At 47.2% G+C, this 13427-nt stretch carries 12 protein-coding genes and 1 pseudogene; 6 read left to right on the forward strand and 7 right to left on the reverse strand.

Annotated features, from left to right (window positions below):
• Positions 1–15: 15 nt before the first annotated feature.
• The 3 genes from ACF8CV_RS10070 to ACF8CV_RS10080 form a co-directional block, all read right to left on the reverse strand.
• A complete protein-coding gene (locus ACF8CV_RS10070; protein WP_024702275.1) occupies positions 16–711 on the reverse strand; it encodes a pirin family protein in 696 nt (231 codons plus the stop codon).
• A gap of 21 nt (positions 712–732) precedes the next feature.
• Positions 733–1176: a DoxX family protein gene (locus tag ACF8CV_RS10075; protein WP_138938159.1), complete on the reverse strand. Its 444-nt coding sequence runs from the start codon at positions 1174–1176 to the stop codon at positions 733–735.
• 349 nt (positions 1177–1525) lie between these two features.
• A complete protein-coding gene (locus ACF8CV_RS10080; protein ID WP_005464930.1) occupies positions 1526–1729 on the reverse strand; it encodes a hypothetical protein in 204 nt (67 codons plus the stop codon).
• A 180-nt stretch (positions 1730–1909) separates the two neighbouring features.
• Between ACF8CV_RS10080 and ACF8CV_RS10085 the strand changes: the two genes are divergently transcribed.
• The 3 genes from ACF8CV_RS10085 (at position 1910) to ACF8CV_RS10095 (ending at position 4674) form a co-directional block, all read left to right on the forward strand.
• Positions 1910–3277, forward strand: a complete 1368-nt coding sequence (locus ACF8CV_RS10085) for a DNA-3-methyladenine glycosylase 2 family protein (protein ID WP_138938160.1) — start codon at positions 1910–1912, stop codon at positions 3275–3277.
• Positions 3274–3756, forward strand: coding sequence for a methylated-DNA--[protein]-cysteine S-methyltransferase (locus tag ACF8CV_RS10090; protein ID WP_005464913.1), 483 nt, complete (start codon positions 3274–3276; stop codon positions 3754–3756). Before ACF8CV_RS10085 ends, ACF8CV_RS10090 begins: the two co-directional genes overlap by 4 nt.
• Before the next feature lie 99 nt (positions 3757–3855).
• Positions 3856–4674, forward strand: a complete 819-nt coding sequence (locus ACF8CV_RS10095) for a hypothetical protein (protein ID WP_138938161.1) — start codon at positions 3856–3858, stop codon at positions 4672–4674.
• 83 nt (positions 4675–4757) lie between these two features.
• Here ACF8CV_RS10095 and ACF8CV_RS10100 read toward each other — a convergent pair whose 3' ends face one another.
• Entirely contained in the window at positions 4758–5366 is a 609-nt protein-coding gene (locus tag ACF8CV_RS10100) for a YitT family protein (RefSeq protein WP_021452814.1), read from the reverse strand.
• A gap of 201 nt (positions 5367–5567) precedes the next feature.
• Here ACF8CV_RS10100 and ACF8CV_RS10105 point away from each other — a divergent pair, with 201 nt between their 5' ends.
• Positions 5568–5963 (forward strand): GFA family protein, encoded by a 396-nt coding sequence (locus ACF8CV_RS10105; RefSeq protein ID WP_138938162.1) that lies wholly within the window; start codon positions 5568–5570, stop codon positions 5961–5963.
• 27 nt (positions 5964–5990) lie between these two features.
• Here the strand turns inward: ACF8CV_RS10105 and nhaD are convergent, their stop codons facing one another.
• The gene (gene nhaD, locus ACF8CV_RS10110) at positions 5991–7421 is read right to left on the reverse strand and encodes a sodium:proton antiporter NhaD (protein WP_005482814.1); all 1431 of its coding nucleotides are present in this window, start codon (positions 7419–7421) and stop codon (positions 5991–5993) included.
• Positions 7422–7831: 410 nt separating this feature from the next.
• A pseudogene (locus tag ACF8CV_RS10115) lies at positions 7832–8858 on the reverse strand (acyltransferase).
• 253 nt (positions 8859–9111) lie between these two features.
• Here ACF8CV_RS10115 and ACF8CV_RS10120 point away from each other — a divergent pair.
• Both ACF8CV_RS10120 and ACF8CV_RS10125 read left to right on the forward strand, forming a co-directional pair.
• The gene (locus ACF8CV_RS10120) at positions 9112–9702 is read left to right on the forward strand and encodes a TetR/AcrR family transcriptional regulator (RefSeq protein WP_025502172.1); all 591 of its coding nucleotides are present in this window, start codon (positions 9112–9114) and stop codon (positions 9700–9702) included.
• A gap of 120 nt (positions 9703–9822) precedes the next feature.
• A complete protein-coding gene (locus tag ACF8CV_RS10125; protein WP_021821208.1) occupies positions 9823–10680 on the forward strand; it encodes an alpha/beta fold hydrolase in 858 nt (285 codons plus the stop codon).
• A gap of 111 nt (positions 10681–10791) precedes the next feature.
• Here ACF8CV_RS10125 and ACF8CV_RS10130 read toward each other — a convergent pair whose 3' ends face one another.
• The gene (locus ACF8CV_RS10130) at positions 10792–13338 is read right to left on the reverse strand and encodes a glycosyl hydrolase family 18 protein (RefSeq protein ID WP_005497676.1); all 2547 of its coding nucleotides are present in this window, start codon (positions 13336–13338) and stop codon (positions 10792–10794) included.
• Positions 13339–13427: the final 89 nt, after the last annotated feature.

Consider the following 13427-nt stretch of genomic DNA (forward strand, 5'->3'; position numbering starts at 1 on the left):
TCTATGAACCGATAGTTACGGCAAGTCAAAGATTAGCGCAGTAACTGATTGATTGGTCAGGTTACGAAATGTCACCTTGCTCTGTGCTTCGATTTTAGCGCCATCACCGCCCGTTAGCAGGGTGTTGTCGATATGCAGCTCTCCCGATACCTGATGAACGTAAACATTTCTTCCAGAGTGGATGTCGAAGGCGAGTTCGCGATTCGGCTCCAAAATCAATTGATACAAATACGCATCTTGTTTGATGTGCAGTGTGCCACTCTCTCCCGTTGGGGTTGCAATGGTGGTTAACCCTGCATTACGTCCAAAATCTTTTTGCTGGTAGCCCGGTTTATTCCCAAAGGTGTTAGGTTGAATCCAAATTTGCAAAAAGCGTAAAAGGTCTGTTTCTGATGCGTTATATTCGCTGTGGTAAATGCCTTTACCTGCCGACATCAGCTGAAACTCCCCCGCAGGTAACGTTTGTACATTGCCTTCACTGTCTTTGTGCGCAATGACACCTTCTAGCACATAACTGATGATCTCCATGTCGCGGTGACCATGAGTATCAAAGCCTGCGTTGGGTTGAACTAGGTCATCGTTGATGACTCGCAGTTCAGAAAAGCCCATGTGTTTTGGATCGTAGTAGCTACCAAAAGAAAACGTGTGTTTGCTGTCTAGCCAGCCAAAGTTTGCTCGACCTCGGTCTTCGGCGTGTCTTACGGTGATCATCAGTGCCTCCAGTGTTAGTGGTTAGGAGAATTTTTTGTTTAGGAAGTTATCTAACGCCGCTTTACCTGCGCCAGAAAAGGCCAGTGAAACACTTGCTGCTAGCAGAGCTAGGCCAAATTCGTAGCCGTTGTTTGCCATAAATAAGCCGTTTTCGAAGTGCACTGAGAAAATCGCCACAACCATAATGAATGAGAGTGCGACTGCCGCAGGGCGTGTCAGCAAACCAAGTAGAATAAACAAGCCGCCGAAAAATTCTGCGCTACCAGCAAGAAATGCCATCAATACGCCAGGGCCAAGTCCAATTGATGCCATCCATTGTCCTGTGCCTTCTAAGCCGTAGCCGCCAAACCAACCAAACAGTTTCTGAGCGCCGTGCGCCATAAAGATGATGCCGATAGGGATACGTAATGCCAGTGCGCTGTAACCTGATTGTGATGTCGTGATTTTGTGTAAAAGTGTTTTCATGATGCTGTCCTCGATATGTTTGTTTCAGTGGGAGTGTGTCTGCTCCTGAGCTGTTGAGAACAGTTTAGGCGTGGTTGATGAGGTTATTAATTGGCTTTATTTGACCTTCTCGTTCAATAAATTCGAATTAGTATATTTTAACTTTTTTGCTCAGATGCTTATCTGTAATTTATTGGGAGTAAGATTGGCTAGTTTAGCTATTTTAACGACAACTAAGTCGTAAATTTCGATGGATTTGGTATGTGAGAGAAAAGATATTGTTGATCAAAACGCAAAAAAAAAGAGCACAGGGGGCTGTGCTCATTGCTTTCACGATTACAAGGGAGAAAGGTGTGTCCAAAGTAGAAGATCAAAGGTTCATCAAACTTTCTAACGACTCCTCGACATTGTTGTAGTGATAGGTCCGAATATTCACGCCATCTGTGGCATTGATTTGAATTTCTGAAATTTCGTTACCTGAGTCACGTTCGATGATCCCAATGGAGTGATCAACGGATTTACTGGTAATAACCTTTTGGTTTCTTAGTACAATTACGCAAGTATGTAAGTCCATGCCAATTCCCTTTAGCCGACGTTGTTGTGATGTTCTGGATTTAACTTTAGTGTACAAATTCGCTAATGCCAATAAATCTCAATATTGAGTTCCGAAAATGGCTAATCTTCATTTGTTCTGCGTTCTACAATGAAGTTATATCGAGTTGTTTCCACAGAATGCACGAGCAAGGATCGCTTCATGTTTATCCATCCTCATACATCGTTGACCTTCGAGCAGTGCCAAAAGGCGCGAGTGTCGCGAGACAGCCGTTTTGATGGTCGATTTTACGTCGCGGTAAAAACCACAGGGATTTTCTGCCGACCGATTTGTCCGGCGAACCTACCCAAAGAAGAAAATGTAGAGTACTTCACCGATAAAGCCCAAGCACTTAAAGCGGGTTATCGTCCTTGTTTGCGTTGTCGCCCAGACAGCGCTCCGGGATCGTGGGCATGGAAAGGCGTAGAAACAACATTTCAACGCGCGATTTCATTGATTGATCGAGGAGAGCTGCATCACCACTCGGTGTCTGAACTGGCTGAACGCGTTGGGATTTCTGATCGTTACTTGCGTATGTTGTTCGAGCAGTATCTCGGCATGTCACCAAAACAGTACGCGCAATATCAGCAGTTAATGTTCGCCAAGCAGTTGCTGCATTCCAGTTCGATGTCGGTTACGGAAGTTGGCTTCGCCGCTGGTTTTAACAGCACGCGCCGTTTCAACGATGCATTCCAAAAGTTTCTGAAGCTCACGCCTTCTCAAGTTCGTCGAAGAGAATTTGATGGCGTGAGCACGAATCGAATTGCGTTATCTTATCGTGGCGAGTTGAATTGGCAACACATGCTGGATTTTTACCGACTAAGAGCCATTGAGGGCGTGGAGCGGGTGAGCGGCGAGAGTTACCAACGCAACGTTTGTCTGGATAACAGCAAAGCGTGGTTTAAGGCGAGCAAAGGTGAAGGAAACCTTGAGCTTGAATTCGAAATTGAAGAAGTTGCGAAGCTGCAAAATTTAGTGTCTGGAGTGCGTCGTATGTTCGATCTCGACACCGATATCTGTACTGTCGAGCAGCATTTGGATTATGTGGCACCGGGGCTTGTTTCGAACCGAGGCATTCGGATTCCTGGGGTGTGGAATGCTTGGGAAGCCGGGGTTAGAGCAGTTTTGGGTCAACAAGTGTCGGTCAAGGCCGCGATAGGCCAGCTTAACTTATTGGTAAAAACGCTCAGTGGTGATGCTGACAAGCGCTTTTTCCCGACGCCAGATGCGATTGCGAATGCCGACGTGACTTTTTTGCGGATGCCGCAAAGTCGTAAAGAGACGTTGGTGCGTTTCGCTCAGTTTATGCAAAACAACGCGGAGACGGATCCGCAACAATGGTTAGCGTTGAAAGGCATTGGACCTTGGACGGTCAGTTATGCTCAACTGCGTGGGCAATCCCAACCCGATTGCTTTTTAGATAAAGACTTAGTGGTGAAAAAAGCGATGCAGCGCTACCCATCACTCAATACGCACACCGCAGCCCCTTGGGGAAGCTACGCGACGTTTCACTTATGGAATCAATCATGAACACAGTTTATACCGAGATGCCGAGCCCACTAGGTGCGGTCACTATCCAATCTAACGCTGAGGGCTTACTTGGCATTTGGTTTGAGACTTGTACGACCAAGCCAAGTGAATTGGGGCGAAGAGATGATCAGCATCCGATTTTGCGCCAAGCCGTCACCCAGTTGGACGAATACTTTTCGGGTCTGCGCAACGAATTTGATTTGCCTTTGGCAGCGACTGGTACCGATTTTCAAAATCAAGTGTGGCATGCGTTAACGACCATTCCATACGGCGAGACGTGGAGCTATCAAGATCTCGCCAACGCGATTGGCAACCCGAAAGCCGTACGTGCGGTTGGGTTAGCAAATGGCAAGAACCCTATTTCCATTGTGGTGCCTTGTCATCGCGTTATTGGTAAAAGTGGCAAACTGACTGGGTATGCTGGTGGGGTAGAACGCAAACAACGTTTGCTCGCATTAGAGCAAGGTACACCACTTTAAGTGAGGCGATTCTCATATTGTTGTTTGGCGTGCAGCGCACGGTTGAGAATTGTGTAGAGTGGTTTATTTACGAACAAGATAACAAAGGATAACAAGGGCATGTATTTCAAAATGGATTTTGATGCATTCATGAGTGAGTGTTGGCAGCTGCACGAGGAAAAGCCAGAACAGGTCTATGCTCAGCTAGAAACGGCGCTGAATGAGGTGGAAGCGCTCAGCCAAGTTGAGCGAATATTTGCACTGATGTTGCACACCGCAATTGGTCACCTTGAGCATCCCGAACGATTTCTTGCCTGTTTAGACAGTTTAGATGATCGCGCCATTACCGAGAGTTTGGCGTTTAAACGTAGCATCGCCGTTGCACGCTTTTTTGTCGATGGCACTGAGGATGTAGCATTGCTGGAGGAGCAAGATCAGCGTCGCGTGTTCTCTCTTATTGCGAACGAACTTTCTGCTCTTACTCAGCTTGAAGCAGCGAGTCAATGGTTGGCGAAAGCCGCATTAGGAATGACACCACACGATGCAGAAGAGGTGCTAGCGCGTTCGATCGCAATCACCGCAAACAACTTGGCTTGTCAGTATGAAGAGCTCTCAGAGCGTACTGACGAGCAGAAAGCGAGGATGTTAGAGTCTGCAAGGCTAGCACTGGATTATTGGAAAATAGCGGGCGGTTGGATGCAGGAAGAGCGCGCAGAATATCGTTTGGCGATGAGCTTGCTGAAAGCCGATGCACCTAAAGAAGCCAAAGTGCATGCTGAACGATGTGAAGCCATTTGTCTGCAAAACGGCGGCGATGCGTTTGAGCTTTTTTATGCGCATGACTTATTGATGCAAGTGCATTTTCAACTTAGCCAGCAATGCAAAAAACAATTGGATGCGCAGGTGCAGCAATACTGCACAACCAGCGAACTGGCGTAGGTTTACCGCCACAGCAAAAAGCCCCGAGCTAATGGCTCGGGGCTTTTTGGCTGTCTAAACACTTTCGTATTTCTAGGTGTTGATTATGCCGTTTGCGGTTTTGGCTGGTATCGTCCAGGTTTGTGGTTCATCGCCAAAATCAAGTTGGTCGCAATGGCACCAAGAACGGAGAGAGCGATAAGGTACACATCCACAATAAACAGCGACATCACCACGATGGCACAATCGAGCGCCATCTGAATTTTGCCCGCTCGAATCCCAAAGCGTTCCTGAAGGTACAAGGCCAAAATGTTAAAGCCGCCCAAACTCATCTTGTGACGAAATATCACCAGCATACCAATACCGATCAATCCACCGCCCAACAGCGCTGCGTAAAAAGGTTCGATTCGGGAAATTTCGATCACGTGGTGCAGATGGTCGACCGCGAAGGAGACAATAGAAACGGCAATAAAGGTATTAACCGTAAACCTCCAGCCCATGCGCATCACAGACAGAATATAAAAAGGGAGGTTAAGGGCGAAAAATATTTGACCAAAACTGAAGTCACTGACTTTGGTCAGAAAGATGGCCAAGCCAGCGGTGCCGCCAGTCAGTAATCCTACTTTGCTGAAAAATATCACCCCAAGTGACACCAACGCACTCCCGAGCGTCAGAGCCAAGAGGTTTTCTCTGAGGCTATGATCTTTATCCATAAAACAATTTCCTTGGTTTAAAAACCGCGGCGGAGACAATCTGCCTATCGAACGCGGTAAACAGTCACCAAAATAGCGACTAATAAATCGACCGATAAAATGTCGCGAAAAGTGACCAATGTCGAGTTTTTGGACAAGATTATGATGATGTTAAGCTGTTTAACATAATGTACACATGAATAAAAACAACAAGGAAAAGCGATGATTAAGCAAGTTGGCAACACTCAAATTAACCCCCTGCATCGACTGACCTGTCACTGCGGAAAAGTCGAACTGGAACTGACGTTACTCAACGGAATTGAAAAGCCGAGACGCTGTGATTGCTCTATGTGTCGTCGTCGAGGTGCGATTGTGGCTTCAGTCCCTTTGAGTGGTATTCGTATCGTTCAAGGTGACGATGTTTTAAAGCCCTACCAATTTAATACGCATACCGCGAAGCATTTTTTCTGTAGTGAATGTGGCATTTACACACACCATCAACGCCGATCAGATCCAAGTGAGTACGGTTACAACGTGGGATGTTTAGAGGGCGTTAACCCGTACGAATTGGGTGATATTGAAGTGATGGATGGCGTGAACCATCCATCGGATCGTTAGACTAAGTAGCTAGGCGTGTCATTGGGATTAGGTAAACAAGCCGCCGTTCATCCACAAATGAGCGGCAATACTGGCGGCGTAGCCCAGAGCGATCACGGGCGTCCATTTTAAGTGGCCAAAAAAAGTGTATTGGCCACGCGCTGCGCCCATCAAAGCCACACCCGCGGCAGAACCTATCGACAACAAACTCCCCCCTACGCCCGCAGTGAGCGTAACAAGCAACCAGTTACCAGTGGACATACTTGGGTCCATCGTTAGTACCGCAAACATGACCGGAATGTTATCGACAATGGCAGAAAGCACACCGACCATCACGTTCGCCCAAACCGGATTCCATTGGGTGTACATGACGTTTGAAACCAATTCGAGATAACCGAGCAAGCTCAAGCCGCCTACACACATTACGACGCCATAGAAGAACAGCAAGGTATCCCATTCGGCGCGAGAAACACGATGGAATACGTCAAACGGTACGACAGAGCCTAAACGTTTCAGCGCATGATCGTCCCCATTCGCAATCGCCATGGCTGCTTTTTTCGCGAGCGAATGTTTGAGAGTTTTTCTTAAGAAGTACCCGAAGAACTGTAGGTACGCCAAGCCCATCATCATACCAACCACGGGTGGGAAGTGAAGAACTGCATGGAAGGAGACAGCCGTAGCGATCGTGAGGACAAACAGCAGCACAATGCGCCTTGCGCCACGTTTTAATTCGACATGCTCGTGGATGGTATTGGGTTTGGTGTTCGGTACAAAAAGGGACATTAAAAACGCTGGCACGACATAGTTTATTAGAGAAGGGACAAACAAAGGCATGAATTCAGAGAACCGCACGTGCCCGGCTTGCCAAACCATCAAGGTTGTAATGTCACCAAATGGGCTGAATGCCCCGCCCGCGTTGGCTGCGATAACGATGTTGATGCAAGCAAGATTGACGAACCTAGGATTGTCGCCAGACACTTTCATTACCACCGCGCACATCAAAAGGGCCGTGGTTAAGTTATCGGCGATTGGAGAGATAACAAACGCCAGAAAGCCTGTCAGCCAAAACAGTTTTTTGAACCCGAACCCTTTCCCGACCATCCACGCTTGTAGAGCATCAAAGAGTTTGCGCTCTTCCATCGCGTTTATGTAGGTCATTGCGACGAGCAAAAACAGCAGCAGCTCGGCGTACTCAAGTAGGTTATGTTCCAACGCCGCTTTTGCCACGTCTTGCTGGTGGTGCTGGGCGAAGGTGTAACCAATCAAAATCCAAATCAGACCTGCCGCGAGAAGTACAGGTTTGGATTTTCTCATCTTCAAATACTCTTCGAGCATGACCAGAATATAAGCGATCGAGAAAAGAATGAGAGCGATATAGCCTACGGCGGAGTTCACCAGATTAAGATCACCGGATGCCGCTGCAAAGCTGGAACTAGAGAACAACAAACAGCAGAAAGCCACAATAGGATAGATTGGCATAGACATTTCTCCCTTGTCTTGTTGGAGAAATATTAGCCATAAATTAAGGGGTTAGTTGTGAGAGAGCTCGAATTAACAGTAGGAGTTAAGATTTGGGTAGCTTGCGCCACTATTTTCTGAGTGACGCAATGCTCGCCGCGCCAAATAAGATCGCAACAGCGTATAAACCATAAGTTAGCCAATGGCTAATTTCTAGAAAAGGAATGAGTCCCTGACCTGCCCACATACAGCCTCCGTTTAATGAGCAATGTTGTAATAGTCGGGTCAATCTAAAGCAAATGAACAATGTTTTTTGTGAGTGACGGCAAATTCTGAAGGATTAGAAAGTCAAATTTTGGTGAGTGAGAGAGAACTCTCACTTTAAAAATCAATACGCTAACACTTTAGTGTTAGCGTATTGCTGAATCCATTTAGCGGAGTAGGGCTTTTTTCAGTGGGGATGCTTCAATTGCCCTTACCAACAACAAGGTCACGACGAGAGTGGCAGGAAACAAGAAGGCATCTTTTGCTAAGTCTTGTAATCCTAAAAAGCCCGCTATGTTCATCATGACAATAATGACCAACAGATGGCTCACGTAAACGCCTAAAACACTTGGGGCCCACTTGAATACCCATGGCATGTTGCCAAAATTAGGATGAACTAACAGCCACATGAACACGCCGAGCGACCAAATGACGGTGCCAAACAAGAAGTCGTTAGAGTTGAAGGCCACATCGTATTGCATCAACCAGTAGGCTTCACCAAAGTGCAGAGCCATACCGAGGAGAATCAGGCGAATGGTGTTGTTGCGTGACCAAAGCCACTGTTTTTCTCGAATCAAGTAGCCAAGTACCACAAGCAAGGTACTGAAAAATGGCCCATTACGAGTGAAAAACGGAGCAGATAAAATCGGTGAGAGGTGCATAGCTGCCTGCCAAAACACCATAGACGTAAAGCAGCACTGCTGTTGGAAGCAGTAACTGCGTCATGCCAATTCGAACTAAGCAGGCGATGATAGCGACCGCAATCACCAATGCTGGAATAAACCACAGGTGGACAAGCCCGCCTTCTAGTAATGAATTCAGTGGTGCAGACGCTAAGTATCCCCAGTAGCCTTGTCGTTCGGCAAGGTATCCCGCTTCTGCTACGACTTGCCATTGGAACGGCATGAGTAAGCTGAGCAAGCTCCAAACCAACCAAATTTTCATTAGAGGTTTCGCATAGTTGGCTAAAGTTTCGAGTGGATTGCTGCTCAGCTTAGGTTGGATAAGGTAACCAGAAATAAGGAAAAAAAGCGGAACCGCAAAACGAGCGAGCTGATTAAGAAGATAACCAACCCAAGGTACGCCATCCCACTGCCAATAAGTGAGGGCCATTTGGCAATGCAGCCCGACAATTGCCACCATGGCAATGATGCGTGCAAATTCTAAACTGGCTATTTTTCGGTTTGTCGCCATACGTTACTTACCTAAATGAATAAAAAACTTCAGCGAAAGTAACAGTTCGCGACGCACTTCATGCATGAAAAAATCAACACATTGCAGCTTGAACCTTAGCAATGTCTGAATTTAAGACTCACTTCAAACTTCTTGATTCCGCATCTATTAACCCACTCAATAGGTCGATCTTAGCGAGAAAATGACATGGATAGATGGTTAGACCAGTTAACTCTTCATTGCAAAAAAGAACGACCGTGCTAAAACTACAGTTATGAAAAAAGGAAAAGTAACGAAAGAGTTCATTCTGCAGCGCGCATTTGAAATTGCCAGTGAAGACGGCTTAGAAAGCCTCACCATTGGCGAACTAGCGAAGCAGTGTGGCATGTCCAAAAGTGGTCTGTTTGCTCACTTTAATTCCAAGTTGAATTTGCAGCTTTCCGTGCTCGAGTACGCAAACCAAGTGTTTGCTGAAAGAGTGATTGAACCTGCACGCGGGCTTGGTGATGGCAATATTGAGCGGAAAATCCGAGGGTTGTTGGATTCTTGGATGACGTGGAACCATTCATTTCAAGGCAGCTGTATGTTCCTTGATGCGTGGAATGATGCCGCAGACAAAAATTGTCCGTTACAAGCGGCATTACGTAAAGCGATTGATACTTGGTTAAGTTATCTAGAAATTCAAATTGCGAAAGGCAAAGAAAACCAAGAGTTTGTAAGCGACTTAGATACTCGTCAGGCGACGTTCGATTTATACGGGCAGTACCTGAGCGCGCATGTTTTCTATTCGATCAAAGGTGAGGAAGAGAGCTTACGCCTATTTTGGCAAGGCATCGACAACTTGCTTGCTCGATGGAGAGGTTAACACCGTCTACGGGTAACGAAGATTCATTTTAAAGAGCGACAGAGTTCGCTCTTTCTTATCAGCATAAAAAGCACGACCGTTCTATTTTTGCTAAGTGTGCTGATAACTAAGGAAAAGATCATGAGTGAGAAAATCTATTTTAATACCTCGCAGCGTTTTAGTGTGAAGCGCAGTCTCGTCAACATCAGTACCCGCTTGCACCACACATTGGCCCCATCGCATGCGAAGAAAACGGCGCGAAAACTGCTGCTTACTCCTGCGCGTACGCAACCAAAAAATGCGGAGCCACAAGGATTAGTTAAAGCAGAAATCCAAGGGCACACTGGGGCTATCAAAACGTATTCGTTGGGTCAGGGGCCTGTGTGGGTTCTGACTCATGGTTGGTCGGGCACGGCGAGCCAGTTTTATCCGTTGATGGAGCATATCGCGGCTTGTGGATTTACAGCGTTGGCTTACGATCATCCAGCACATGGTGAAAGTGATGGTCAATATGGCCATATTCCGGGCTTTGTGCGTGGTTTGGAAGAGGTTCTCGACTCGGTAGAAGAAGGCGTCGCCGGATTGGTTGGACATAGTATGGGAACGGCGTCTGCACTTGAGTGCCGTCATCATAAGTTGGAAAACAAGCCACTGCTATTGATTGCGCCAGTGTTGAATTACGTAGAGAACTTGTTTGGCAGCATTGCGCGTTCTGGCTATTCAATGAAACTGTTCAAAGCGGTGGTATCGGAAGTGGAAGATCAGTATGGCTACCCATTGCAATCGATCGACCCTCTGAAGCGACTCTCGGAGCGAGCGGCACCCACGATCATCGTGCATGATGAGAAAGATAAATTCACTAAACACAGTATTTCCGCTCAAGCCGCTGACGAGATTGAAAATGTTGAGTTGGTGACAACACAAGGTCAAGGCCATGGGCGAGTCATGAAGTGTGAGCAAGTATTTAGCAGCTTCGACCGCTTGATTGAGCGCGTGTAGTTATTGGCTTAGTGATGTTTTAATCACAATGAAAAAAGAAAGGACAGCCGGGGCTGTCCTTTTTCGTTTTTAGCTTCTGTGAGTGCAAGGTTTACACTCAGAATGTTAGGCTTAGTTACAGTTAGCTACGCCAACTTCTTTCCATACACCCCATTCGCCAGACTTGCTTGGATCGTCACCCTGAGTCCACCATTTCGCTTCCCACGTTTTACCTGCGTGAGTCACTTGGTTGCCACCTGTGTACACTGCGCTCGCATCCCATGCGTTGTCACAAGTACCTGGGTTTGGATCGGTTGTGTGCTGTGCAACAACCACTGTCGCGCTTGCCGATGAAGACGCTTTACCATCGCTCACACTTACAGTGAAACTTAGGCTTGTGTCTTGCGGGTATTCCGCAGCAGTGAACGTCACTTTAGAGCCGTTTACCGTTGCGTTCAGACCTTGAGGCAGAGTCCAGTTGAAAGTAAGAGTGTCGTTGTCTGCATCGCTAGACGCAGATGCATCTACAACCACAACGTCACCAGCGTTTGCTGTTGCTGGAGCAACAACTTGCGCTACTGGTGCGTTGTTCACTGGGTCAACCACACCTGCTGGCTTCACAGTTACTACAACCAGGTCAGATGCCGTTGCACCTTCGTTGTCAGTCACTGTCAGCTTGAAGGTTAATTGCTCTTCAACAGTAACTTCTGCTGCATCAAAGCTTGCTTTCGCTGTGTTTGCACCTGCTAATACCACTGCCGTGCCAGATACTTGTTCCCACGCGTAACTCGCGATAGTGCCGTCAGAGTCTTTCGATAGGCTACCATCTAGAACCACACTTGCAGGGCCAGTTACCGATTGATCTGCGCCAGCTGCGGCTGTTGGTTTACGGTTTGGTTGAGGAACCACACCGCCTGCCATACCTTCGTGCATTGCGTTGAGAATGTCGCCGTTATCCGCGTCGATTTCCCAAGAGAATAGACCCGCAAGACCCAGAGATTTCGCGTAGCTACCTTTTGCTAGCACTGAGCGATGGTCATCAAATGTGATCAACTCACCCGTTGTACGGTTCCATACCCATGGTGCTTCTGCTTGCGCATCGTAGCCGTACTCGAAGCCGTTAATGCCAGTGTTGTTTGCACCTAGCATGAATGACTTAATGCCTTTGTAGTCGATTACGCCATCTTCCCAAACACCTTGTGCAGTGCTGCCTTTCAGTTTACCTGTCGCAGTACCTGTCATTGGGTCATTTGGATCAGTGAGCGTATCTGGTGTTACGCCTTCCCAGCCACGGCCATACATTGCAGTACCAAGGACTAGCTTGTTCGCAGGAACGCCTTGAGCAAGAAGAAGTTGGATACCGTTATCTGCTGTGTACGCAGGGCCTTTGTAAGCTTCGCCGTTTTCATCTACGCCGCTGCCGTCACATTGACCAGGGCGCATGAACGAACCACAGTAAAGTGCTGTTTGGTGACCAGGAACGTTGTTCCAGCCGCCGTAGAAGTCGTAAGTCATCGCGAAGATGTAGTCCATGTATTGAACGGCATCTGCGTAGTTTACGTCTTCAATTTTGTCGTAGCCGACACCGATTGCTGAAGTTAGCTCGTAAGTACGGCCAGTTTCTGCTTCTAGCTCATCTAGCATTGCGCGCAGTTCACGCATCAATGCAACGTAAGCTGGACCATCGTTTACTGGGTCGCCTTTATCTGCTGCAGCACCGCCGCCACCAGGGAATTCCCAGTCAATATCTACACCATCGTAGAATTTCCAAGTTTTCAGGAATTTCTTAACCGATGCCACGAATGTGTCGCGGTTCGCTTTATTAACGAAATCGTAGAATGGGTCAGACAGTGTCCAGCCACCGATAGATGGGATGATTTTTAGATCAGGGTTACGTTGTTTCAATGCCATTAGCATTGCGTAGTTACCCTTGATAGGCGTGCTGTACTCGTGGCCAGCTTGCGGGAAGCTCTTCTGGTAAGCGGCCCATGGGTCATGGATTACCACTTCGTAATCAGGCACACCGCGACATGCAGTTTGAAGAGCGTTAAAGCTGTTACCACCAACAGACTTAACAGATTCGTTTGGACCACAGATTGGAATAAAGCCGTAAAGGATGTGAGTTAAGTTGTCGGCTGGCATGTTGTCTACGGTGTAGTTACGACCATAGATGCCCCATTCAACAAAGTACGTACCCATCACGACGCTAGGGTCGGTGTTGTATGTTTTGTTGTTTGGATCAACGTTCATCGTTAGTGGCTTCAAGTGAGAGCCATCTGTATCCGCGATGGTGATTTCTGCAGGAGCACTTTTCGAACAGCCTGTAGCATCACACGCTTCAATTTCCATTTGGTACAAGCCGCCTTGGCCGTAATCAAATGTTGCTGTGGTTTGGCCGCCAGTGATAGCGCCTGTTGCGACTTTTACGCCATCAAAATAGATGTTGTAAGTGTCGCCAGGTGTACCGCTCCACTGGTTGAATTTAACGGTGATTTTAGCTTGGTCATGGTATTTCACCATGTCGTAGTAGCCAGATGTGGTTTCCATAGCCAGTTCAATTTTAGAAAATTGAAGGTTATTAGAACCGTACATATCGACACTTGGTGCGGTCGGAGCTGCGACTGCAGCACCTGATAGCGCTAAAGCAACCCCAGCTGCACATAGGTTAAATCGAATCATAACTTCTCTCTCAATCCTTGGATTCATGTTCTTTCGTGAACATAAGCTGCTCTTGCACCAGATAAGATGATCAGATTTACACCACGTGC

The organism is Vibrio sp. zbq_1, assembly GCF_043102935.1.
GTDB lineage: Bacteria > Pseudomonadota > Gammaproteobacteria > Enterobacterales > Vibrionaceae > Vibrio > Vibrio parahaemolyticus.

Coding starts and splice junctions, on each gene's coding strand:
- ACF8CV_RS10070 (WP_024702275.1), bottom strand. CDS start 711: ATGATCACCGTAAGACACGCCGAAGACCGAGGTCGAGCAAACTTTGGC.
- ACF8CV_RS10085 (WP_138938160.1), top strand. CDS start 1,910: ATGTTTATCCATCCTCATACATCGTTGACCTTCGAGCAGTGCCAAAAG.
- ACF8CV_RS10125 (WP_021821208.1), top strand. CDS start 9,823: ATGAGTGAGAAAATCTATTTTAATACCTCGCAGCGTTTTAGTGTGAAG.
- ACF8CV_RS10120 (WP_025502172.1), top strand. CDS start 9,112: ATGAAAAAAGGAAAAGTAACGAAAGAGTTCATTCTGCAGCGCGCATTT.
- ACF8CV_RS10130 (WP_005497676.1), bottom strand. CDS start 13,338: ATGATTCGATTTAACCTATGTGCAGCTGGGGTTGCTTTAGCGCTATCA.
- ACF8CV_RS10080 (WP_005464930.1), bottom strand. CDS start 1,729: ATGGACTTACATACTTGCGTAATTGTACTAAGAAACCAAAAGGTTATT.
- ACF8CV_RS10100 (WP_021452814.1), bottom strand. CDS start 5,366: ATGGATAAAGATCATAGCCTCAGAGAAAACCTCTTGGCTCTGACGCTC.
- ACF8CV_RS10075 (WP_138938159.1), bottom strand. CDS start 1,176: ATGAAAACACTTTTACACAAAATCACGACATCACAATCAGGTTACAGC.
- ACF8CV_RS10090 (WP_005464913.1), top strand. CDS start 3,274: ATGAACACAGTTTATACCGAGATGCCGAGCCCACTAGGTGCGGTCACT.
- nhaD (WP_005482814.1), bottom strand. CDS start 7,421: ATGCCAATCTATCCTATTGTGGCTTTCTGCTGTTTGTTGTTCTCTAGT.
- ACF8CV_RS10105 (WP_138938162.1), top strand. CDS start 5,568: ATGATTAAGCAAGTTGGCAACACTCAAATTAACCCCCTGCATCGACTG.
- ACF8CV_RS10095 (WP_138938161.1), top strand. CDS start 3,856: ATGTATTTCAAAATGGATTTTGATGCATTCATGAGTGAGTGTTGGCAG.